This window comes from Tardiphaga sp. 42S5 (assembly GCF_034044155.1).
Lineage (GTDB): Bacteria > Pseudomonadota > Alphaproteobacteria > Rhizobiales > Xanthobacteraceae > Tardiphaga > Tardiphaga robiniae.
Genome location: NZ_CP139027.1, coordinates 5,379,749 through 5,402,760 on the forward strand (window position 1 = coordinate 5,379,749; position 23,012 = coordinate 5,402,760).

18 protein-coding genes are annotated in these 23,012 nt (G+C 62.1%); 5 read left to right on the forward strand and 13 right to left on the reverse strand.

The genetic code is table 11. The annotated features are described in order from the left end of the window. Positions 1-19 precede the first annotated feature (19 nt). The 10 genes from flaF to SFY93_RS25180 form a co-directional block, all read right to left on the reverse strand. Positions 20-385, reverse strand: coding sequence for a flagellar biosynthesis regulator FlaF (gene flaF / locus SFY93_RS25135; RefSeq protein WP_320445010.1), 366 nt, complete (start codon positions 383-385; stop codon positions 20-22). A gap of 3 nt (positions 386-388) precedes the next feature. Continuing rightward, complete coding sequence (gene flbT, locus SFY93_RS25140; RefSeq protein ID WP_320445011.1) at positions 389-766, reverse strand: flagellar biosynthesis repressor FlbT; 378 nt, start codon at positions 764-766, stop codon at positions 389-391. A 257-nt stretch (positions 767-1,023) separates the two neighbouring features. Continuing rightward, positions 1,024-2,622: a flagellin N-terminal helical domain-containing protein gene (locus SFY93_RS25145; RefSeq protein ID WP_320445012.1), complete on the reverse strand. Its 1,599-nt coding sequence runs from the start codon at positions 2,620-2,622 to the stop codon at positions 1,024-1,026. A gap of 376 nt (positions 2,623-2,998) precedes the next feature. Beyond that, positions 2,999-4,588: a flagellin N-terminal helical domain-containing protein gene (locus tag SFY93_RS25150; RefSeq protein ID WP_320445013.1), complete on the reverse strand. Its 1,590-nt coding sequence runs from the start codon at positions 4,586-4,588 to the stop codon at positions 2,999-3,001. A 519-nt stretch (positions 4,589-5,107) separates the two neighbouring features. Next, positions 5,108-7,315, reverse strand: a complete 2,208-nt coding sequence (locus tag SFY93_RS25155) for a tetratricopeptide repeat protein (protein WP_320445014.1) — start codon at positions 7,313-7,315, stop codon at positions 5,108-5,110. 27 nt (positions 7,316-7,342) lie between these two features. Then, positions 7,343-8,965, reverse strand: a complete 1,623-nt coding sequence (locus SFY93_RS25160) for a flagellar biosynthesis protein FlgL (protein WP_320445015.1) — start codon at positions 8,963-8,965, stop codon at positions 7,343-7,345. Between the two features lie 7 nt (positions 8,966-8,972). Beyond that, a complete protein-coding gene (gene flgK, locus SFY93_RS25165; RefSeq protein ID WP_320445016.1) occupies positions 8,973-10,874 on the reverse strand; it encodes a flagellar hook-associated protein FlgK in 1,902 nt (633 codons plus the stop codon). 58 nt (positions 10,875-10,932) lie between these two features. After that, positions 10,933-12,789, reverse strand: coding sequence for a flagellar hook-basal body complex protein (locus tag SFY93_RS25170; RefSeq protein ID WP_320445017.1), 1,857 nt, complete (start codon positions 12,787-12,789; stop codon positions 10,933-10,935). A gap of 217 nt (positions 12,790-13,006) precedes the next feature. Next, entirely contained in the window at positions 13,007-13,513 is a 507-nt protein-coding gene (msrB, locus tag SFY93_RS25175; RefSeq protein ID WP_320445018.1) for a peptide-methionine (R)-S-oxide reductase MsrB, read from the reverse strand. A gap of 129 nt (positions 13,514-13,642) precedes the next feature. Next, complete coding sequence (locus SFY93_RS25180; RefSeq protein WP_320445019.1) at positions 13,643-15,016, reverse strand: NAD(P)/FAD-dependent oxidoreductase; 1,374 nt, start codon at positions 15,014-15,016, stop codon at positions 13,643-13,645. A 141-nt stretch (positions 15,017-15,157) separates the two neighbouring features. On the opposite strand from SFY93_RS25180, the gene SFY93_RS25185 reads away from it, so the two are divergent. Together SFY93_RS25185 and SFY93_RS25190 are read left to right on the forward strand one after the other, a co-directional pair. Then, positions 15,158-15,694: a SixA phosphatase family protein gene (locus SFY93_RS25185; protein WP_068735601.1), complete on the forward strand. Its 537-nt coding sequence runs from the start codon at positions 15,158-15,160 to the stop codon at positions 15,692-15,694. Between the two features lie 58 nt (positions 15,695-15,752). Continuing rightward, complete coding sequence (locus SFY93_RS25190; protein WP_093757305.1) at positions 15,753-16,178, forward strand: universal stress protein; 426 nt, start codon at positions 15,753-15,755, stop codon at positions 16,176-16,178. Here SFY93_RS25190 and SFY93_RS25195 read toward each other — a convergent pair whose 3' ends face one another. Further along, the gene (locus SFY93_RS25195) at positions 16,179-16,793 is read right to left on the reverse strand and encodes a hypothetical protein (RefSeq protein WP_320445020.1); all 615 of its coding nucleotides are present in this window, start codon (positions 16,791-16,793) and stop codon (positions 16,179-16,181) included. It abuts the gene before it with no gap. A gap of 70 nt (positions 16,794-16,863) precedes the next feature. Here SFY93_RS25195 and SFY93_RS25200 point away from each other — a divergent pair, with 70 nt between their 5' ends. After that, complete coding sequence (locus tag SFY93_RS25200) at positions 16,864-17,298, forward strand: hypothetical protein (RefSeq protein WP_320447851.1); 435 nt, start codon at positions 16,864-16,866, stop codon at positions 17,296-17,298. A 69-nt stretch (positions 17,299-17,367) separates the two neighbouring features. On the opposite strand, the gene SFY93_RS25205 is transcribed toward SFY93_RS25200, so the two are convergent. Next, positions 17,368-17,874 carry a YciE/YciF ferroxidase family protein gene (locus SFY93_RS25205; RefSeq protein WP_320445021.1) on the reverse strand — a complete coding sequence of 169 codons (507 nt, stop codon included), beginning with the start codon at positions 17,872-17,874 and terminating at the stop codon, positions 17,368-17,370. A 402-nt stretch (positions 17,875-18,276) separates the two neighbouring features. On the opposite strand from SFY93_RS25205, the gene SFY93_RS25210 reads away from it, so the two are divergent. Further along, positions 18,277-19,353 carry a lysylphosphatidylglycerol synthase transmembrane domain-containing protein gene (locus tag SFY93_RS25210; RefSeq protein WP_320445022.1) on the forward strand — a complete coding sequence of 359 codons (1,077 nt, stop codon included), beginning with the start codon at positions 18,277-18,279 and terminating at the stop codon, positions 19,351-19,353. Positions 19,354-19,433: 80 nt separating this feature from the next. Further along, positions 19,434-21,392, forward strand: a complete 1,959-nt coding sequence (locus SFY93_RS25215; protein ID WP_414716977.1) for an SGNH/GDSL hydrolase family protein — start codon at positions 19,434-19,436, stop codon at positions 21,390-21,392. Positions 21,393-21,445: 53 nt separating this feature from the next. Here SFY93_RS25215 and SFY93_RS25220 read toward each other — a convergent pair whose 3' ends face one another. Beyond that, a complete protein-coding gene (locus SFY93_RS25220; RefSeq protein WP_089265202.1) occupies positions 21,446-22,990 on the reverse strand; it encodes an MFS transporter in 1,545 nt (514 codons plus the stop codon). Positions 22,991-23,012 lie beyond the last annotated feature (22 nt).

The following is a 23,012-nucleotide window of genomic DNA, read 5'->3' on the forward strand; positions in this document are numbered from 1 at the left end:
AGTTACAGTGTCGACACGCTCACGGGCGACCGGACAGTCCCGCCGCAATATTGCGGTTGATGTCGATGAGCGCTTGCAGATGTTCAACCTGGCGGACCTGCTGAAGCGCGGTGCACTGCGTCAGAACAAAAATGCCGATATTGGCGATATTCTGCCGGATCCCGATCGATTCCGGATTCTGATCATTCATGGCATCGCCGACGAAGATGGACCAGAGCTTGCGATTGAACAGAAGAGCGTCGTCGAGACCAGCATCGGTATGGCCCCAATTTTCCACAACGTCCTGCAGCTTGCGCGCTGCTTTCAGAAGGGCTTGGGCTTCGATGTCTCTCGGTGTCGCCGTGGTCTGCGCAGTACGCGCGTAAGCTTGAGCACCGATCGACATTCGCTACCTCAAAAACTCTTCTTCCCGCTTGATTAGCGGACGCAATTCCTTGAGTGCTTTGTAAAGCGAGCCGCTTAAAATAAGCTTACTGACGTCCTCGATCGTTTCACGAAAACTCGGAACTGCTTCGATCAATTCCTTGATGAAACCGAGATACAGCTCCTGATAGGCCGGGATATCGTTCTCCAGATACATCATCTGCACGCAGAGATAGACGCGTTTGACCGGCGTCGTAGCAGTCTCCGCCGTGAGGATATCCTTTTCACGCATGATCGGCGCATCGCCATCAATCAGGAACGCCGTGCGCGTATCGGAATTGGTGATCACGCTCTGACCAATGATGATTCGCTCACCCGGCTTCAGTTCGACTCGCAAAGGCATTCAGCTCTCCTTCCCCGCAGCGGCCGTGAGGCCACATGCAAAGCCAACGGTATCTGGTGCCACATTTCGGGCGGGCATGACTATCCAGGAACCCTGAAAATACGCCTGCGATTCGAATAATACCAGCGTTCAGCGACCGGCGTCTTCAGTCTGGGGAAAGCCAGGATGCCGGGCAACGCGCCGCTAATTACCCGCGACCAACGAAAAACGGCGGAGTTTCCCCCCGCCGTCCGGTAATCCCAGTGCGGCCGTCAGAGTTACTGGAGTAGCTTGAGCACGCTCTGCTGCGACTGGTTGGCCAGCGCCAGCGCCGAGACAGCGATCGACTGCCGGGTCGACAGTGCCTGGCTGTTCGCGGCTTCCTCGTTGGTGTCGGCCAGCGTCAGGTTGGACGAACCGGTCTGCAGCACGTTGATCAGGTTCTTGGCGAATTCTTGACGGATCTGCACGATCGACAGGTTGGAGCCGAGCGCCGAGGCCTGCGCGCGGAGAACCGAGCTGGAGATGTTGAGCGCAGCCAGCGTGTTGTTGGCCGAGGTATTGTCGAGAAAGTCAGCGCCTGCGGCAAGCTTGCCGAGACCGAGACCTGCCGGCGTCAGCGTGGTGCCGGCGATGTTGAGCGTCGACTTGCCGGTTTCGTTGAACACCAGCTTGAGCTGATCGCCACCGAGCAGGTTGATGCCGTTGAACGAGGCATCCTGCGACGTGGTCGTGATCTGATCGATGATGTTGTTGTACTGCGCAACGAGATTGGCGCGCGAGGTCTGCGACGCGAAGTCCGTCACCGGCGTGCTTGGCACCAGGCCATTGAACAGCTTGCCGACGGCCGCGGCTGTGCCGCCAATGGCGCCGATGGTCGACGAGGCCGCATCGTTGGACGTCTGGATCGTCATGAAGCCAGCGGGATCGATGACGGCTTGCAGGTTGTTCGGCGCCAGCGCGGCATTGAGCTGCGCCAGGGTAGAGACCTGGCCGCTCGCGGTACCGAAGGTGATGTTCGTCGCGGTGCTCGACGGATTGGTCGCCGCAATCGTCAGCGTCAGCGCCGGTGGACCACCCAGGGCGGTCGGACCTGAGGTCCGCGCCTGGGTCACCGACGTACCCAGGCCGAGCCCGGCGAGCGCGGCGGTGTTCGAGCTCGTGATCGACAGATCGGAAGCCGCACCCGTGTGCAGCGTGATCGCCCCGATGGGCGCTGCCGTGTTGACTGCAGAGCCCGCACCACCCGACAGCGCATCGATCTTGCCCAGCAGCGTAGCGACGGTGTCCGTGATGTTGATTTCGTTGGCGCCCGACGCGCCCGAAGCTCTGAAGGTCAGGCTCTGACCATTGACTGTGATAGTGTCGTTCGCCGCGAAGCTGGTAGCAATCGAGTCGGTGGCGGCAGCACCCGACAGCAGCGTGGCGCCGGTGATGGCAGCGGCATTCTTGTTATTCGCGACAGTGCCAACATAGGTGTTGTCAGTCTTCGTGGATGTACCCAGCAGGTTGTCGGCGGTCGCACCGGGATTGATCGGCGTCGTGAACGACGACTTGGCGTTATAGCCGACCGGAATTTGCAGCGCCTGATTGGCGATCGATTTCGCGGTATCGACCAGCTTCTGCAGCGAGGTGATGCCGGTATTGGCCGCCTGCAGCACCTGCACGCCGTTGCCGATGCCGTCGAGCAGGCTGTTGATGTCACCGGCGCGGCTGTCGAGCCCTGCTGCCGTGAAGAAATTCGTGGGGTTATCGAGCGCAGTGTTGACCTTCTTGCCCGTCGCAAGTCGGTTCTGCGTCGTGGACAAGAGGTCCGCGGTCGATTGCAACGACAGCAGGTTCTGGCGAACCGAAGCCGAAAGAACGATGCCTGACATATGGAAACCTTCCTGTTCCCAGCGCGGTCGACCTTCAGGTCGCGCAAGCGCATGGTGCATCTAGCGAGACCCGTCTCGCCGCGATGCTGCCGGTTAAATTTGACGCCCTTCTGGAAGAGGAATCTCGGTCCGCCTTGCGGCGATGCCCGGATTAAACGCGGCCGATTCTCGGCCTACCTGCTTCCTACTCAGGCCGAATATGACCGATGACCATTTAAGATATGGTTAACAGCGGATTAAGGCTTTCGTAAAACTGTCCCAAAACGGCATAAGGCCCGGAAAGCTTGAGCTTTCCGGGCCTTTGCGACGATCGGACGACGAAAAACGGCGGGGCTTTCTGCCCCGCCGCCTTCTGTTTCGACTAGTCCGCTGAAGTTTAGCGGAGCAGCTGGAGAACGCCCTGCTGCGACTGGTTGGCCAGCGACAGCGCGGAGACGGCGATCGACTGGCGGGTCGACAGCGCCTGGCTGTTGGCCGCTTCCTCGTTGGTGTCGGCGAGGGTCAGGTTCGACGCACCGGTCTGCAGCACGTTGATCATCTGCTTCGAGAAGTCCTGACGCATCTGCACAACCGACAGGTTCGAACCGAAGGCCGAAGCCTGCGAACGCAGCGTCGAAGACGCGTTGTTCAGACCGGTCAGGAGCTTGTTGGTGGCAGCGTTGTCGAGAAAGTCTTCGCCCTTGGTCAGCGACTCGAGACCGAGGCCGGCCGGGTCGAAGGTGACGCCCGAGATGCTGAGCTTCGACTTGCCGGTTTCGTTGAAGGTCAGAGCCAGCGTGTCGCCGTTCAGCAGGTTGACGCCGTTGAAGGAAGCGTCAGCAGCCGTCGTCTTGATCTGATCGATCACCGTGTTGTACTGGGCAACCAGACCCGCACGGGTGTTCTGAGCGTTGACGTCTTCCACCGGAGCGGAGGTGTTCAGCACGCCGAACATCTTGCCCGCGCCAGTCGCCGAACCGCCGATGATGCCGCTGGCCGTCAGGTCGAACGAGGCTTCATCGTTGGTGGTCTGGATGGTCAGCTTACCGTCCTTGTTGACCGAAGCCTGCAGGTTGCTGTTGGCAAGCTTCTTGTTCAGGCCGTCGAGCGTGTTGACCTGACCTGCGCCACTGCCGAACGTGATAGTCTGGGCAGCGCTACCGTCAATCGCACCGATGGTCAGTGCCTGTCCAGCCAAAGTGCTGGTCGGGACGGTGGTGCCGGCAGTGAGGCCGAGCTTGCTGAGTGCGGTACCGCCGAGCGTGATACTGGTCGACGTATCGCCTGCCGTGATCGTTACCGCGTTGGCGGCAATCGCGAAGGTGCTGCCTGCACCAGCGAGGCTTTCAACGGCGGCCTTCAGCGTGGCAGTCGTGGACTGATCGCCGGTGCCGGCGTTGTCATAGGTGAGGTTGATGGTGACGTTGCCATCCGTATCAGTCACCGAAGCAGCCGTACCGGCAGTCGCGGCTCCGGTCGCGAAGGTGATCGTCTTGCCGTTGACGGTGAGCGTGTCACCAGCAGCGAAGGCACCACCAGCGGCCGTGCTCAGGTCAGAGCCGGTTGCGAGGGTGGCGACCGTGGAGCCGGTCAGTGTCGCAGCCGTGTCGGGTGCGAGCAGAGTCTCGGCGGTCGCGCCGTCGATCGTCGTGGAGAACTGCGACTTGGTCGAATAACCCGAGGTCGCCTGCAGCGCCTGGTTGGCGATCGACTTGGCGGAGTCAACGAGCTTCTGCAGCGAGGTGATGCCGGTATTGGCAGCCTGCAGGATCTGCACGCCGTTGCCGATACCATCGAGCAGGTTGTTGATGTCACCAGCGCGGTTGTTCAGGCCCTGCGCGGTGAAGAAGTTGGTGGGATTGTCGAGCGCCGAGTTGACCTTGTTGCCGGTCGCGAGGCGGTTCTGGGTGGTGGAGAGGAGGTCCGCGGTGGACTGCAGCGAGAGCAGGTTCTGGCGAACGGAAGCCGAGAGTGTAATGCCGGACATGTTTGGTTACCTTCCTGGTAGACACAACGAGCGACCTTCTTGGTCGACACGGAGTAACATGACCGTCAGATTCTAAGATTGCGTAAAAGGGAAGCACGCTATTTTACACGCCCGGAGGATGTATTTAACTACCGGACGCCTCGAAAACCGAGGCCAAATATCCCATAAAAACATCGATTAGTTGAAGTGTATCAGCGACTTTCAATCCGAGGCAGCGCGTCATGCTGTGCTCATCCGCGATATCAAATCATCGACCCGGTTGCAGCTTCCGGAGTGGGCATTCAGACAAACTTAACTAAATAGGTCATGGCGCATGCAACAATTTCGCGTCTGAAGCATGTACCAACCGCCACGCCGGCAATTGCCCGACTGCACGGTCGATTGCGACCGGTGGCTGCCAGCCGCTTCATCCTCAAGCCATAATGTCATTGAGTTTGCCGCCGATGCTGGCGCGGCATGACACGCCCACCGCCGTCGACGGTGAGCCGTGGCAGTTGCGCTCGATCGGGCGGCATGAGCTTACGACGTCGACTCCTCGCAATACCTGGTCCACATGGCCCGATATTGCTCCTCGACCGCGCGAGTATAGGCGGCCGGACTGCAGCGCTCGGCGATCATGTCGGGAAGCCGGACACGAATGTCCGCGAGTTCGTCGAGCGTCGCACCGAGCGCGCGCGCGACATACGCCTCATCATCATCGACGACCCAGTCATTGAGCCCGACGGCAGACAGGATCGCCCCCGACAACCGGCTGCCAACGGCGATGCCCAGCTTCGCCACCACGGGCACACCCATATAGAGTGCCTCCCAGGTCGAGACGCCACCGCCTTGCGGAAACGTGTCCAGTCCAACATCGACGCTGGCATAGGCGGCGAGATGCTCCTCGCGCGACGTCGCGCCCAGCAAAGTGATGCGATCGGCGGCAACACCTTGGGCGGTGAACCGGCCGAGCAGCGTCGCCTGCACGCCCGCATCGTCGAGCGCCGTATCCTTGATCAACAGGCGCGACGTGGGATCGGCATCGAGAATGCGCGCCCAGAGGGCAATGGCGGCGTCGGAGAATTTGGTGATCCGGTTGAAAATGCCATAGGTCGTATAGCCGTTCGTCGCGCGCGGCAGCGCCGCCGAATGCAAGCCCGCAGGCGGCTCCTCGACGATGATCAGGCACGGTAGATCAGCGATCTTCTCGGCATGCAGATGCCGCGCATGGTCGGGAATCGCGACCGGATCGGAGAACAGATAGTCCATGGTCTGCAGCCCAGTCCCCGTCGCATGGCCCCAGGCGGTCACCTGAACCGGCGCGGGCTTCAGCGAGAAACTGCGCAACCGATTGCCAAAGCTATGGCCGGACAGATCGACCAGGATGTCGACACCATCTGCCTTGACCTGTTCGGCCAGTTCGCCGTCCGACATTTGGGACACATCGCGCCACCGGTCCGCGCAGGCCTTGAACGTCTCCGTCACGGCGTCCTGATGCGCGGACACCGAATAGCACACCACCTCGAAGCGCGACTTGTCGTGGTTTCGCAGCACCGGCCGAAAGGCGAACGCTGCTGAATGCTGCCTGAAGTCTCCCGACACATAGCCGATGACGATCCGCTTGTCGCGATCGCGCGCATTGTCGTGCAGAAGCGTTCGCTCGACGGCGATCTTGGCACCGATCTGGCGCCACCACTCCGACCTCGCCGCCCAATGCTGCTCGAAACCGGCGCCTTCGATGAAATCCAGCATATAGATCCGGTTCGACAGCGCAGCTTCGGCATACGGCTTGAGGGCAAGCGCGCGGTCGATGCAAGCGTTCGCCGCCTCGATGTCGCCGAGAAACGCGTGGCACTGACCGAGCTGCGACAGCGCGTTGACGAATTCCGGATTGATCTTCAGCGCCTCGGTGTAGGCTTCGAGCGCCTCCGAGACTTTCATCGCGTGGAGTAGCACGTTGCCGCGCCCGAGCCACGCCTCGGCGATCGTGCGGTCGAGTGACAGCGCCTTGTCGAAGCTGCGCAGCGCGTCGATGCGCTGGCCGCATGCGAACAAGGCTTCGCCGCGATTCACCCAGGCGCCGGTGTGGCTCGTATCAAGCGCCAGCGCGCATTCGAAATCCGTGACGGCTGCTGAAAAATGTCGGATCTCCAGATGCACGGCGCCACGGTTGACATGGGCCAGCAGGAACGTCGGCTTCAGACGGACCGCGACGCCGTAGCATTCGAGCGCTTCGGCGAAGCGGCGTAGCCTGTGCAGGGCATTGCCCTTGTTGTTGAAGGTTTTTGCATTTGACGGCATCAGCGCGATCGAAGCATCAAAGCTCTCGATGGCGTCCACATTGCGGTGCAGTCCAGCCAGCGCATTGCCGCGGTTGTAATGTGCGTCCGCGAAATTCGGATCCAGCACCAGCGCCCGGTCGGCAAAATCGAGTGCATCGGCAAAGCGGAGCTGGGCGGAGAGAATCGCCGACATGTTCGAATAGGCGGCGGCCGACGCCGAATCGAGCATGATCGCTCGGCGCACCAAACGCTCGGCCGAATCCTGATTGCCCGTCTGATGCTCGCAGACGCCAAGCAGATGAAGCGCATCGAAGTGATTCGGATGCTTTTTGAGAACCTGCTTGTAGAACCCGCGCGCTTGCTCGATGTCGCCGCGCTGATGCACTTGCTGCGCCTGCATCAGCAGCGCCATGAGCTTGTCCTGCTTGCGATGGACCGCAGGCGCAGCGTGTCTGGCCAAACTCATTCGAAATATTCTCCCTGCCTCTGGCGATCAGAGGAACTTGACCAGACTCATCTGATATAATGACGACGTAGTCTGGTACGAAGCTTGCAGCGCGGTCTGCAGCGCCAGGATCTTCGTCGCGACCTCGTCGTCATTGATGCCCTCGATGGAGTCGAGCATCGTCTGGGCCATCGCCTTGGTCTGAACCTGACGATCCGTGGTCGACTTGATCGATGCCTGCGCGCCGGCAAAGTCGGCCTGGATGTCCTGAATCGTCTGCTGACCGGGGACATTCGCCAGGTTCTGCGCCACGCGCTGGTTCAGCGCCGCGATCTGCGCATTGGCGCTCTTTGCATAGGTCGCATTGCCGAGTTGTGCCGGATCGACGGCCACGGCCGCGAACACCGCGACTGTCTGCAGTTGCGCGCGCAGGGCCTGCTCGTCGGCACGCGCGCCATATTGCACCTTGATCGATGTATCGACCTGGGAGACTGCCGATCCGCGGGCCGAGCCGTTGGCGGCCGTGTTCTGCTCGCCCTGATACCAGATCACGGTATTGTCGGCCGTGCCGGCAACGAGCGTGGTCGCGGAGCCGAGCGGGGCCGACCCCACGCGCAGCGGCGGCTGGTCGAAGAAGTTGTCGCCGGCCTCGATCGCGGATGCCGCCACCATCGGCCCGTTGGCGAGATCCTTCATGGCTGTGCCGAGCACGGCATTGAGATTCGCTGCGGTGACCGTCGATGACGGCGCCACCGGCGGAACGGCGTTCGGCTGACCGGGATCGATCAGGAACGAATTGTCCGGCAAGGGTGTCTTATCCGATGCGGTCAGGACGATGTCTTCCTTCGTGCCATCCGGCATCGTGAAGGTGAACTTGACCTGATCGCCGACATTCGGATTGGTCGCGCCAAGGTCGATCGACATCGATTTGGCCACAGGCGTCGCCGGCAGCGCAGGCGGGATGGTCGCTGGCAGATCGACCGGCTGGGTGACGGTGGCACCGGCGATCGTGGTAGACACGCCGGTGACCTTCATACCAAAGGGTTGAGCTTCCAGCGGCGGGGCTGGCGTCGCGTCTTCTTCGGAGATGACGACCGATGTCACCGGGGTTCCGACCGCACTGCCGACACGCCCGTTTGCGTTGACGCCGAGATCGGCCGTCTTGCGCTCGGCGATCACCTGCTTGAGGCCGGCGACGAGCGCACCATTGCCATTCATGATCTGGTCGGCGGGAGCGACCGGCGCCGTATCGGTGGCGCGGCCGGAGAACAGGTAGCGGTCGCCCGACCGCGCATTCAGCATATCGACGGAATCGAAGAAGCCGAGCGACGCGGTCTTCTGCCCCGGCGTCTGACCGGTATTGTCGAAATTGGCGCCAGCGCTGACCGCGGCGCCTTTCACATCCGATCCGACCGCCACCAGCCGCTGCAGCGACAGATTTGCCACGCCGATGCGCGTGTTCAGATTGACGGCGGTATCGGCATAGGCCGCAACACCACTGATCTGCGCGCGTAGCGCGATCGCGAGACTGCGACCGCTGCCCTGCCCTGCATAGGTGTTGGAGATCTTGCCGCTCGACAGCTGCTGCGTCAGCGCGTCGAGCTGATCGCGCAGATTGGTAATTCCGGATCCGATATAGGATGTGCGTGAGCCGACACCGCTGATCGTCATGATTACCTCAGAATGCCTGCATCAGGGTTTTGTACAATTCGTTGACCGTCGACATCACGCGCGCATTGGCCGAATAGGCGTTCTGCAACGACAGCAGATGCGCCATCTCATCATCCATATTCACGCCGGACGCGTCTGCCATCTTCTTGTCGAGTGTGTTGAGAACGACGTTCTGGCCATCCGCGAGTTGCTTGGCGGAATCCGCCGCAGCGCCCTGTTGCCCGACGAACTGGCGCATATAGCTCGACAGCGTCCCCTTGAACGGTGCCGTATCACTGCCCGTTCCCGTCGCCGGCGAGTAAGTGAAACTGGCATTGTTCAACTGGTTGAGCAGGAGGGCCGACCGCGTCGTGTCGCCCGCTGCCGTCGACCCGCTATAAACCACCAGCTTGGAGGGGTCGGCGACGATCGCATTGTTGATCGTCAGCCGGCCGGCGAGACCGGCCATCTGCGAACCGTTCTTGCTGATGCCACCGCTATAGGCGGCGCCGTTGTCGGTGAACAACGCCAGCTCCGGGCTCCCGTTGCTCAGATCGGTGGGACCTTGCGTGACTGTCACCGACGCCGCGTTGATGTTGGCGAATGCGGGATTATTGACGACGGTGAGCGCGCCAGCCGTGCCGGAGAACGTAGCCTGGCCGCCAAGCGCCGCGTTCAACTGATTCAGAACCGAGCCGAAGCCCGAAGAAAAATCGAGGCCGATGACGGTATCATTCGGATCGGTCGTTGCCGTGTTCGGCAGCGGCAGCACGCTGGGATCATCGACCCGCATGAACGAAATTTCGCGCTGCGTGTTGGTCGCCGTATCCGTATACGTGAAGTGAATGACATTGCCCGGCTTCATTTGCGAGACGTCGAGCGTGAAGCCGGTCGGCGTTCCCGGCGGCAGCGCCGTCGGCGGCACCGTCGGCACGGGAAAGACGCTTCCAGCTGCCGTCTTGTCCGAGAGCGCGCTCGAGATCGACGCTGCGAACTGATCGAGCTGATTCTGCGCCTCGACAAGCGTCTTGTCGCGAAGTTCGGTATATGCGGCGATCGTGCCCGACTTGATAGCGCCGGCAGCAGTCAGGTCGATCGATCCGCCGTTCGGAAATTCGATCACCACCGAGCCAAGATTGCTCTTGCTGGGATCCGCGCTCCACGTCGTGTCGGCTGATACTGTGCCTTGGGCATTAAACGCAAGTGTCGCCGCTTCATTACCCACCAGCTGCACACCGGAACCGGTGAAGATGGTGACCTGATTGGCGCCATTGGTGGTGACGCGGATATCCATCAGCTGCGACAGCTGCGTGACGTATTGATCGCGCTGATCGAGCAGCGCGGCGGTGTTGGAATCCGTCGATGTTCCGCCTTGCGGATTGGCCGTCAACTGATTGTTGATCTTGGCAATCTGCTTCATCAGCGTGTTGGCGGTCGTCACGGAATCCTTGATGCCGCTTTCCGCCGCGCTGCGCAGGCTCTGAATGCCCTGCGTCATCGAATTCAATTGTTGCGCGAGTGTTTGCGCGGCGTTGAGCACGCCGATCCGCGCCGACTGACTGTCAGCGCTCGTTGACAGCGCCTGCACTGCTGTCGTCAGGGCATTGAAGGAATATTCGAGCGAGCCGACTGAACCAGGATCGCCATAGAGGCTCTGCATCTGCTGCAGGAAGCTCGAACGGAGCGAGGCATAGCCCGCGCCCGACGTTTCGGTGCGGAGCTGCGCCTGGATATACTGATCGAGTTCGCGATTGACGCCAACGGTGCGGACGCTGCTGCCGTTGCCGGAATTGACTGCGACCTGATCCGTCGACTTGCGAATGTAGCCAGGCGTTTCCGCATTGGCCACATTCGAGGAGACCAGCGACATCGCGGCCTGATTGGCGCGCAGGCCGGACATGGCGATGGAGAGTGCGTCGTTCAGACTCATAACTAACTGTCGCTCTCAAGGTTCACGCGGGAAGAAGGCCGCAGATGCGGCCTTGCGATTAACGCATCACGTTCAGCAGATCCTGAACCATGGTGTTGGCGGTCGTGATCACCTTGGTATTCGCCGAATAGGCCTGCTGGGTGACGATGAGCTTGGTGAATTCGTCAGCGATGTCGGTGTTCGACGACTCCAGCGACGAGCCGGAAATGCTGCCACCCTTGCCGTACAGTGCCTCGCCGGATTCGTTGGTGGTCTCGAACGCGCCGCCGTCGATGCGCTTGAGGAAGTTGGCGCCGTTGAAGGTGGCGATACTGACTTCAGCAAGATCGATGTTACGGCCGTTGGAGTAGCTGCCGACCACACGTCCTTCGTTGCTGACCGATACGCTCTGCAGCTGACCCGCAGCATAGCCGTCCTGCTCGAGCTGATTGACCTGAACGTTGCCGTTGGTGTCGGCGAACTGGGTCAGGCCACCGGTGCCGAACGCCATGGTCACGTTGCCGAGTGCCTTGCCCGAGACGGTCAGGCCGGTCAGCGTGATCTGACCGACGACCGGCTGCATCTGGCCGTTCGGCCCGAACTTGAAGTCGGTGCCGACATTCTGCCAGGCAGCGGTCGCGCCCGTGGCCGCGGGGTCGGTCTGGTAGAACAGGTTCCAGGTATCCGTTCCGCCCTGCGTGGCGGACTCGACCTTCGCCCACCTGAATTGCAGGCTGACCGGTGCACCGTTGCCATCATAGACCGTCTTGGCGCCACCGCTGATCGATTCATCGAGGAAGGTCTGAGCGTCACTGCCGATCACGATGCCGGTGCCCGCCGTGCCGCCGCCCGAACGAAGGCCGGTGACGGTGCCAGTGAAACCCAGGGCCTGGAATGCGGCGACCGCCGTAGTCGTCGAACCTGCCGCCAGCGTAAAGTCGTTTGCCGTACCGGAGTTCAACGTGATCACGCCGGTGGCGGACACACTCGATAGCGGCGAGGTGTTGCCGGTCGCGGCGTCGATGGCCGTGAGCACGTCGCCGACATCGGCCGTATCGATAGGGATGAAGGTCGTGCCCGGCACGGCCGCGGGAGCAACGGCGCCCGTGTAGAACGAAAGTGTTTTGGTCGTGGTAACGCCGGCGCTGGTGGTCTTCAGCACGAGCGTATCGCCGTTTGCGAAGCCGACCGGGAGCGTATCGCTGCCGGATACGGGCGCGAGCATGGTATTCGCCGAGATCGGCGCCGGCGTCGTCGCGAAATTGTTGCGCGCGTTTCCGGGAACAGCAGTATTCCCGAAGGGCGTTGCCGCAGTGCCCAACACGCGCGGGTTTGACACGAAGTCGGCCGATCGCAGCAATTCGGAACCAGGCACCGATGTCTGATGCTTGGTGGTCAGCGGATAGCTGGCGAGGTTGGCGCGGTAGTCGATCTTGGTGGTGGCCTGCGACGGCAGGAAGTCATTCTGGAAGCGCAGTACTTCCGGCGAGCTGCCGGCCGGGTTGCCGGTCGTGGGATCAATCTTGACGCCCTGAAGATAGTAGCCGGCGCCGTTGACGAGATAGCCGTTCTTGTCGAGCGAGAAGTCGCCGCGACGGGTGTATTTGTTGACTCCGTCAAACACCGGCGTGCTGTCGGAGACGTTGCCCGGCTTCTGCACCGCAAAGAAACCGTCGCCGTTGATCGCCATGTAAGTCGCCACCGAAGACGACTGCACCGAACCCGCAATGGTGTTAGTGCTGCGCGATTGCGCCGTCACGCTGCCGGCCACCTGTGCGGATGTGCCGGCATCGGGAATGAGGTCGAGGAAACTGGTATCGATCCGCTTGAAGGCGGTGGTCTGCGAGTTCGCGATGTTGCCGGAAATGTTTTCCAGCGCATAGGAGTTCGCCCGCAGGCCCGCAACGGACGTGGTGAGAGCGCCGAAGATACCCATTACATCGTCTCCAACTTCGATCCGGGCGGCCCGCCGGACGGTGCCAAATTCACAGCCGCTGTCGGAGGAGATGTCGCAAGCCCCGTGCCAAGGGGATAAATTCAACGAATTCAACGCACTAAACAAAGAACCCCGGTCCATGGACCGGGGCACAATTGCCTAGCGGGGAAATATTTGCCGGATCGGCGCCTGATTTCGCCGGGTTCTACGTAGTTGCTCAGGTCGCCGACGGCGCGGCCGGTTTGAAGATCATCGCGAAGCCGTCCATGCAGTAGCGCAGGCCGGTCGGCTTCGGGCCGTCATCGAAGACGTGACCGAGATGGCCGCCGCAGCGACGGCAGTGGATCTCGGTGCGAACCATGCCGAGCGTCGAATCCTTGCGTTCACCCACGGCATTCTGCAGCGGCTGCCAGAAACTCGGCCAGCCGGTGCCGCTCTCGAACTTGGTCTCCGACGAGAACAGCGGATTGTCGCAGCCCGCGCAGGCGAAGGTGCCCTTGCGCTTTTCCTTGTTCAGCGGGCTCGAATACGGCCGCTCGGTGCCTTCCTTGCGCAGGATCTCGTATTGCTGCGGCGTCAGCTGCTTGCGCCATTCCTCATCGGTCTTCATGACTTCGAACTTCTCGTCCGAGGCCGCCCGCGCCGACGAAGCCGTCAGCCATTTCAGCGACAGCAATCCTCCCAGGCCAGCAGCGGTCGTCAAAAGAAAGCGGCGGTCGATCATGGTTGGTCTCCCTGACAATCGAGACAATCATCTCGTTCGCTTGAAATACGGGCGGACGAGCCGGAAGTTACACGCCGGTTCCGGAATATTACTCACGTTTTGTTGCGCGCCCAAACCTGGTGGATCTGCCTAGCCCGGCCGCGGGCCCCGCGTTCCGGCGCGCAGATTGGCCTCGGCCAGCCGGGCCTCACGGATCCGCTCCCGCGCCCGGGCCCGTTCGCGATACCGCGCCAGCGTGCCGGCCAGCGCCGAACCCTGCCGCTCCCATAGCCCGACCGCGTAGCCGACGGCCCGCCCGGTCGTGCCACCAGCCCAGACCAGCTCGAACGGCGCGAACAGCTTGAAGCGATCGTCATAGGCATACATGCCACGGGCGATCAGTTGCCCGGCCATGGCCGTCGTGTTCAGGCCCCGATGGCTGAAGCCGCTGGCGACCCACAATCCCTGACGGAGTTGCCCGATCTGCGGCATGCCGTGCACGGTCTGGCCGAGCGCGCCGCCGAAGGTCTCGGCCATGGCAACCTTGCCCAGCGCCGGAAACACGGTGCGAATGCGGCGTGCGATGGCGCCGGCATAGCGCTCCGGCTGCCCGGCCCATGTCGTTTCCGGGCTCGACCACATCAGCCGATCACCATCGACAATACGGAAATGGTCGACGCCGTCGCTATCGCTCACCGAGCCCTGAAACGTCACCGCCTCGGCGAGACGTTCACCGAGCGGTTCGGTGATGCCGGCATAGCGCCACACCGGCAACAGCGTGTCCGACAGCTTTTGCGCAGGCGCACCGAGATGGATGTTGCCGGCCAGCACGATGTGTGTGGCACGCATCCGCGCCGACGGAGTCACGATGCGTTTGCGGATGCCGCCGGCATCGATGCTGACCACCGGCGTGTCCTCGAAGATCCGCACACCAGCCTGTTTCGCCAGCGCTGCGAGACCCAGCAGATATTTGCGGCCATCGATCTGAAACGCCTTCGGATAGTGCACGCCGTGAAAGTAGCGTTTGGTTTTCAGCACATCGCGGACGCGGTCGATCTGCCAGCCGTCCACTTCAGTATCGAAATCTTCGCCGAGCATCTGCAGGCGGGCGATCAGGCGATCGCCGACATCGACATTGGAGACTTCCAGCGCGCCCTCGGACAGGCCGAGACCGGGGATCAGCTCGTCTGATGCCTGGGTCCGGACATACTCTGCGCCCTGCTTCGACAGCGCCCACAACTCACGAGCGTCCTCCAGGCCAACACGCGCAATCAGATCGGCGAGCGGCAGGCCAAAGCCCGGCATCACGGTTCCCAACTGGTTGCCGGACGCGTTCCAGCCGACATAACGCCCTTCGAGCACCGCGACGCTTGCACCCAGACGTGCCGCTTCCAGCGCAATGCTGAGCCCGGCGAGCCCGGCCCCGACCACGCAGACATCGACATCGAGGCTGAAGGTCAGCCGCGCGCGGTCGGCGTCGGCGACCTCAGGTCCAAATGTCACGCTTGCGGAAGGGGCAGTCATGACGTTTTCTTACGGACAGGTGGGGCGGTTGTCACCTTGTCCTCACGGTTCATGTCCATTAATCCGCAGACCTGACGTCTGGCGCGACCGCGCCGCCCGCCTCGCTACTACCTCTTGCTCTTGCCGAATCGAGATCGCGCCATGCGCCGTTTACTGCTGCTGCGTCACGCCAAGACTGAAACGGACGCGCCGAGCGGCAAGGATTTCGATCGCAGGCTGGATGACCGCGGCCGGCTGGATGCAGCTCTCATGGGCGCCTGGCTCAGCAGAAATCCGCCCCTGCCCGACCTGGTCTGCGTCTCCACGGCGGTCCGCGCGCAGCAGACCTGGAGCCTCGTGGCCGCGGCGATGCCGGCGGCGAAACCGACAGTCGCCAGCCTTGATGAACTCTATGGCGCCGGCCTCTCCGAATTGCTGGCGGTGATCCGCGGCGCAGCCGTGGAAGACCCAGAGCAGTTGATGCTGGTCGGCCACAATCCCGGTCTGCATGAAATGGCGCTCAGCCTGATCGGCGGCGGCGATGCCGCAGGCAGGAAAGCCGTCGCCGACAATCTGCCGACCGGCAGCATCGTGGTGATCGACTTTCCCATCGAGGACTGGAACGACGTTGCCTTCCGCGATGGACAACTCGTGCAATTCGTCAGTCCGAAACTGCTGAAGGGCGCCGCGGGCGAATAAGCCGCGCCCATTGGAACCGGTTTGTGCTATCCTCCTCCGGACGACGATGGAGGTGCACATGTACAAATCCATTCTGGTCCCGATCGATCTGGCCGAAACCGATGTGGCCAAACCCGCGATTGCCCAGGCCGCGACGCTGTCGCAAACCTTCGGTGCCACCGTCCGGCTGCTCAACATAATGCCGATGACGCCGGTGATGCTGGCCGAATATGTCCCGGCGGATTTCGATACTCAGCAACTGGAATCGTCGCAGGCCGCTCTTGCGGCGGTGGCCCGCGATTGCGGCATCGACAGCAGCCGCGTCTCCAGCGTGGTGCGACAGGGCGGCATCTATCACGAGATTCTCGAAGAAGCCTCGGCGATCAAGGCCGATCTCATTGTGATGACCTCGCACCGCCCGGCGATGCGCACTTACTTCCTCGGCTCCAATGCCGGCCATGTGGTGCGCTATGCCAAATGTTCGGTACTCGTCGTGCGGCCGTGACTACGGCAACAGCTCTTGCGGCACGCTGTCGAACGCATAGTTGCGCGGTTTGTTGCGGCGGATGAAGCCGCTGATCTGCCAGCCGAAGAATACTGAGAAGCCAATGATGAAGACCACGCCGGCAAACTCGCCGGTGAGCAACGCGCGCAGGAGCAGCGCGGTCATCGCGAGACCGACAAAGGCCAGTGCCGCGACAATCATTGTGTAGATGCCTGGTCGCAGGCCGGAGCTGAGCTTGGCCAAACTACCTGCCGCAGCGAGGCGTCGATGTAGCTCCAGAATAAACGCGCTGTAGCCCGACTGCGGCTCCATCAGCGCGACGGTTTGTTTCGACGTCGAGAAGATCGTGATGTGACGACCGTCGGCATGATCGATATCGGCGCGAAAGCGGCGGTGCTGCATACCCATCGGCCGATAGGACAACCGGATCGCCGCGATATCCGCATAGGCCCAGACACCGGAGCGACGACCTGTGCGCCATAACAAACCTTCATCGGTCAATTCATAACGATGCGCGGCGCCAATCAGGGAGGCCTTGTAGGCATAGGTGTGCCCCGGCCCTGCCGCTTCTGCGGCAAACGATGCGTCCCTGCGCCTGAAGAGGGTCTTGAGCAAACAGAAGTCCCCTGCACTGTTCGACCTCGCTTGCTTGCGCGATCGCCTGCATGTCCCTTACAAGCTTGCCATGGCCGAGACGACCACTTTTCCGCGCCGCCTGATTCTGGCCGGCGCGATGATTTCAGGATTGCTGCTGGCGCTGGCCGTACACATGCTCGGCCAGCGATTCGGCCTCGACCTCGGTGGCCTCTGGCGCAACGATCCCGACAATTTCATGCCGATCGGATCCGCCTTCGCCTGGTGGCTGATAGCGGCGATGGCCTTTGTCGGCGGCTATGTGACCGCTAACCTGCTGCACAGCGCAGCATCCGGTCGCATCCCGCAGCGCATGCGGCAGTTTCTGATCACTATTGGCGTGCTGTTTCTGGCCGGCGCCGGTCAGGCGGCCTCGGCGCCCAACGCAATACCGACGGCATCAGGTGTTCTGGCCAGTCTTGCCGCCCTCGGCCTCGGCGGCGTCATGGCGTTCTGCGGAGCCCATTTCGCGCTGCGAAAGACGTAGGCGAAGCAAAACGTCGCGCAGGTTTTGCCCGCGCGACGTTTCCGTGCCGTGTGATCGCTAATACCGCGATCAGCTTGCAGCGCGCATATTGACCTTGCCTTCGGCCAATGACGTCAGCTTTTTGTCGGTAGTTTTTTCCTCGTCCAGCGTCTTCTGCAGCACGGCCGCGCAGTCGTTGCGGCCAAGCTGGCGCGCCCAGGCGATCAGGCTGCCGTAACGCGCGATCTCGTAGTGCTCGGCAGCCTGAGCCGCATTGATCAGCGCGGCGTCGAGTACCTTCTTGTCCTCGACTTCCCCGGCGGTCTCCTCGGCTTCCTTGATGATACCGTCGATTGCCGGGCAGGTAACCGCCTTCACCTCGGCGCCGTGCATGGCGAAGACCTGCTCAAGCCGCTGCACATGCACTTCGGTTTCTTGCAAATGCGTCTTGAAAGCCTGCTTCAACAGTGGTTCTGCAGCCTTGTCAGCCATTTTCGGCAGCGCCTTCAGAAGCTGCTTCTCCGCGTAATAAACGTCCTGCAGCTGATGCACAAACAGGTCATCCATCGTCTTGATATCCTTGGTGAACAGTCCCATCGTTTCAATCCCGGTGTTCTGGAACGGGGTGGCCGCTGCGGCGCATTGTCCCGCTCGGTTGCGATAGGCCGGTAACCATCGATATTGGGACGTGTTCCGGGAACGTCTTGATTTGCCGCATGGAACATTCGACTTGCCCGCCTATATGAAATGCGGGACGAATGGCTCGGAATTGTCTGTGCGATTGTCGTGCAGGGTCAGGGCTTTGCAGCCGGCGCGGGTATGTGGCGACCTTGCGGCGCGGTATTAACGCTGGCGCTGTCAAGGACTGCACAACGAAACGTTTTTGCCGTAAGGGTTTGGGCTTGATGAGTGAACTTCGCGTATGAGTGAATTGGTCGCCGCTTGCCGCCTGTTACCCCGATCGGCTTTCCACCTGTTCGCGCTCCGCCGGGAGGACGAATGCAACGATTGCTGACCGCGCTCGGGCGCGGCTTCAAGCAACACGTCGGCTGGAAACGGCTGGGTGTTGTCGCAAGCCTGATCGTCATCGCCCTCGCCATCTCCCATCTGGTGCATACGCTGAAGGGCCTCGATACCGCCAAGATCCTGGCGGCGATGGCCGCAAAATCGACGATGCAAATCGCCATGGCGACGCTGTGCGTGATCGGCGCCTTCTGCACTCTCACCTTCTACGATTACTTCGCGCTCAGAACGATCGGCAAGAAGCATGTGCCGTATCGGATCGCGGCACTCTCGGGCTTCACCAGCTACACCATCGGCCACAATATCGGGGCCACCGTGTTCACTGGCGGCGCCATCCGCTTCCGCATCTATTCGGACTACGGATTGAATGCCATTGACGTCGCCAAGATCTGCTTCATCTCCGGACTGACCTTCTGGCTCGGCAATCTGTTCGTGCTAGGCATCGGCATGGTCTGGCATCCGCAGGCCGCCTCGGCCATCGATCTCCTGCCCAATGCCATCAATCGGCTGATCGGGTTCGGCTGTCTGGCCGGCATCATCGGCTATCTGGTCTGGCTGTCGGTCGGCAAGCAACGCCGCGAGCTCGGTCAGAACGGCTGGAAGGTCGTCCTGCCTTCCGCCCAGTTGACGCTGCTGCAGATCGCCATCGGCGTTGTCGATCTCGGCTTCTGCGCGCTGGCCATGTATCTGCTGATGCCCGATCAGCCCACTATCGATTTCGTCTCGTTGGCCGTCGTGTTCATCCTCGCCACCCTGCTGGGCTTCGCCAGCCATGCCCCGGGCAGCCTTGGCGTATTCGACGCCGCTTTGCTGGTGGCGCTGCCGCAGTTCCGCCAGGAGGAGCTGGTCGCCACCGTGGTCATGTTCCGGATCCTGTATTTCATGATCCCGTTCGCCATCTCGATCTGCATCATGGGCACCCGCGAAATCTGGCTCAGTGTCATCCAGCCATGGCACAGGCGCCGCCTGGATGACCGCAATGAACGTCGCGAGATCGAGCCCGCCCCGGTCGTGGTGCATGAGCAGCCATTGAAGCGTCAGTCACAGGGTTGAATCAGTCCCGGGCGTGCCACATCACGCGTCCGGCCAATCGATTTCTTACTTCCGCCCCATACGTGACGTTCAACACCGCCATGGCCCCCATCTATTTCAGACGTTCATTGATCAACCTCGCCGTGCTGCTCGGCATGCTGGGCGCGCTGCCGGTTGAACTGGCCGCCGCGCAGGGCGTGGCCAACAGTTCGATCCAGATTTCCTGGGAAGTGCGCAACCGCTTCCGGCTGTTCCGCGAAGAACGTGACTTCCAGCTCCATGTCGACGCCATGCGCAACCGCAGCGTGCTGGCCGCCGAACAGGCTTTGGGCGTGCAGAGCGATGGCCGCGGTTGGGCGCGCAACACCGTCAACCGGCTGTGCATCGATCTGGCCGGAAAGGTCAGCGAGCCCTGCACCCGCGACACCGTCAAGGAAAGCTACCTGACGCCGACCGAACATCCGATCACCGTCCGCCTTACCGGCGAAGTGCCGGTCGGTGCGATCTGCGCCTGGACCTTCGAGGACGGCGAAGGCCCGCGTCAATCCACCCTCGACTGCGCCGAGCCGATCAATTTCCGCGCCATCTATGGTCGCCGCACGGTCGCGACTGTGGAGGTTACCAGCGGCGCCGAGGCTCCTGTGCGGGTCAGCGCCGACATCGCCGTGCGCGACATCCTGATTGCGGGCCTCGGCGATTCCATTGCGTCGGGTGAAGGCAATCCGGATCGTCCGGTTGCGCTGTCCGATGACGGTTTCTGCTTCCGCTCTTATCTCGGCGGCCCCAGCGGGCAGTTCTATCGGCCGAGCCGTGCCGGCTTCAAAGGTGGCCGTTCCTGCGACTCCTATGAGTCGCTGCAGGCCTGGCAGCGCGCGGGCGCGCAGTGGTTCAACGCCGCGTGCCACCGTTCGCTCTATAGCTACCAGACCCGCGCCGCGCTGGCGCTTGCCGTGCAGTATCCGCACGTCGCCGTCACCTATCTGCCGCTGGCCTGTTCGGGCGCGACCATCGCCGACGGATTGCTGGGTGGACAGCGCGCGCGTGAGTGCCTCACCACGAAGAATGCGAGCACCTGTGCGGGCAGCGTCAACGCGCAGATCGCCGAACTGCGCGAAGCCATCACTGCCGCCAAGCGCCGTCAGCCGGCACGCCGGCTCGATCTCGTGCTGCTGTCGATCGGCGCCAACGACATTAACTTCTCCGGGCTCGTTGCCGACGTCATCGTCGAGAACGCCACCGAACGTGCGCTGTTCAAGCGCGGCGGCATTCTTGGCTCGGTCGAGGACTCCCGCAGCGCGCTGGTCCGCGAACTGCCCTCCAGCTTCGGCAAGGTGCGGGAAGCCCTGAAGCCGCTGCTCGGCGGAGACATGTCGCGCGTGGTGTTTGCCGCTTACGCCAACCCGACTTTCGCCAATGGCGCACCCTGCCCCGGCGGCCCGGCCGGCTTCGACGTGCATCCGTCATTCTCAGCCGATCCGCAGCGGCTGGCCAATGTCGCGAATTTCGTCGAGTCCGAATTCCTGCCGCAACTGAAGTCCATCGCGCTGTGTCAAGGCGGCGTACTGTGCCGCAATCCCGAAGCCGACCGTATGACCTTCGTCGATCAGCATCAGGCGAGTTTCGCCAATCACGGCTTCTGCGCACGCTCCGCATCCGATCCCGAATTCGATCGCGCCTGCTTCTCGCCCAAGGGCGACAGCTTCGAGACCAGTCTCGTCGAAGCGGCGGCGCAGCCGATGGTGTGCGGTCGCGGCGCCAGCGAATTCCGCCCCTATTTGCCGCGTGGCCGCTGGATCCGCGACGCCAATGACAGCTACTTCGCGGCGATGACCTATCCGCAGGGCTATTCGGCGGCGATCCAGCCGGCCGATATCCATGACGCGACCTGGGGCATTCTCTCCGCCGTCTATGGCGGTGCGATCCATCCCACCGGCGAAGGTCATGCAGCAATGGCCGATGCCGTCGTGCCGGCAGCGGCGAGCGTATTGCGGCTGGGCGCGGAAGCTGATGTCACGCAGGAGCCACTGGCACCGATGGTGCTGCAGCCAGCTGCGCGATAGGACGATCAGCTCAGCTATCCATCGAGGTCCCGGCAGAAGGAAAGCGGTCCGGACTACGCCCGTCCGTCGCCTTCGACACAGCTTTGACCATGTGGCGCGCGTCTCGGCAGTCCATGGCCGAAGACAACAAAGCTGATGCCCGCGAGAATCCACACGCTCATTCCGCCATAGAGCATGACCCAGCCGAACCCTTGGGTCAGGGCGTCTTGAATGACGGCTCCGCCGGGATTGTATTCGGACGCGAGCGCCGTGCCGGCTGCGACGCTTTCTGCCAGCGAGCGTAAGAGCTCGACACTGGTACCGCTCGGTAGCGCGGCCTTCAAAGACGCACGAACTCCCTCGACGAGAATGAGGCCCATGAGCGCGATATTAATGGCAAGCGCAATCATGCGGGCGCTCATATCGATGCCTGACGCCATGCCCGCGCGTTCCTGCGGCACTGATCCGGTCGTCGTGTTGGTCACGGGCGTATTGGTCAGCCCCAATCCGATGCCGGCAAGGACGCATCCCGGCAGCATCGTCAGCCAGCTCGCATGCGCGACCGAGCTGCCGATCTTCATGGCGAAGAACCCCGCTCCAATCGTGAACAGGCCGAGCGGGATGACCAGACCCGGATGGAAACGTAGCACGAGCCGTTCGGCCACCGGCGGCACGACCAGCGTCGGCAACGTATAGGCCAGAAGCGACAGTCCGGCGCCGACGCTGCTATAACCCAACCCTGCCTGGAAATAGATCGGCAGATAGATCATGAACGGCCAGAAGCTGAAGTTCATGGCCATCGAGCCGACCAGCGCGCCGGAAAAATTACGGATCCGGAAGACGGTGAAGTCGAACATCGGCCTCGGGCTGAGACGCTCGGCGAAGACAAAGCCGATCAGGCTTGCAGCGAACACGCCGACGACCGCAAACGCCGTCCAGCTGTCGAAGCCGATATCCGGGCCTTGCGTAATGAAGAATGCGAGGCAGAAGACTGCAAGCGAGAGCGTGATGATCCCTGCAAGATCAAGGCTGCTGGCCTCCGGATCGCGCGACTCGCGAACTCCGCTCCCGGCGAGGATCAAGGCGATCACGGCAAGCGGGGCATGGATGAGGAAGGCCCATTCCCAGCTCGACAAAGCCACGATTGCGCCGCCGATGATCGGGCCGAAGCCCAGACCGATGCCAAAGATGATCCCCCACCAGCCGAATGCAACGGCGCGTTGCCGCCCTTCCGGAAATTGATGGGATAGCACCGCGACCTGGCAGATCAGCATCGCCCCGCCGCTCATGCCCTGGAGAAATCTGGCAACGATCAGCACCAATATATTTTCGGTCAGGCCGCAAAGCAGCGATGCAGCGGCAAACGCGACGATCGCAATCAGATAGACGCGCTTGCGCCCATAGCGATCCGCGAGCGTGCCGGTTGCCATCAGCACCGTCGTCACCGCGATCGTATACGCATTCATGACCCATTGGAGCTGTTTGAAATCGGCATGAAGCACCCGCTCCAGTGTCGGCAGGACCGCGGGAATGCTGGAAATCTCCAGACCGAACATCAGGGAGGTGAGACAGGCAGCCGCCAAAGCCAATGTGCTTTGTCGTGTCGATTCGGAGAGCATGGGAGCCTTTCGGGATAATAAC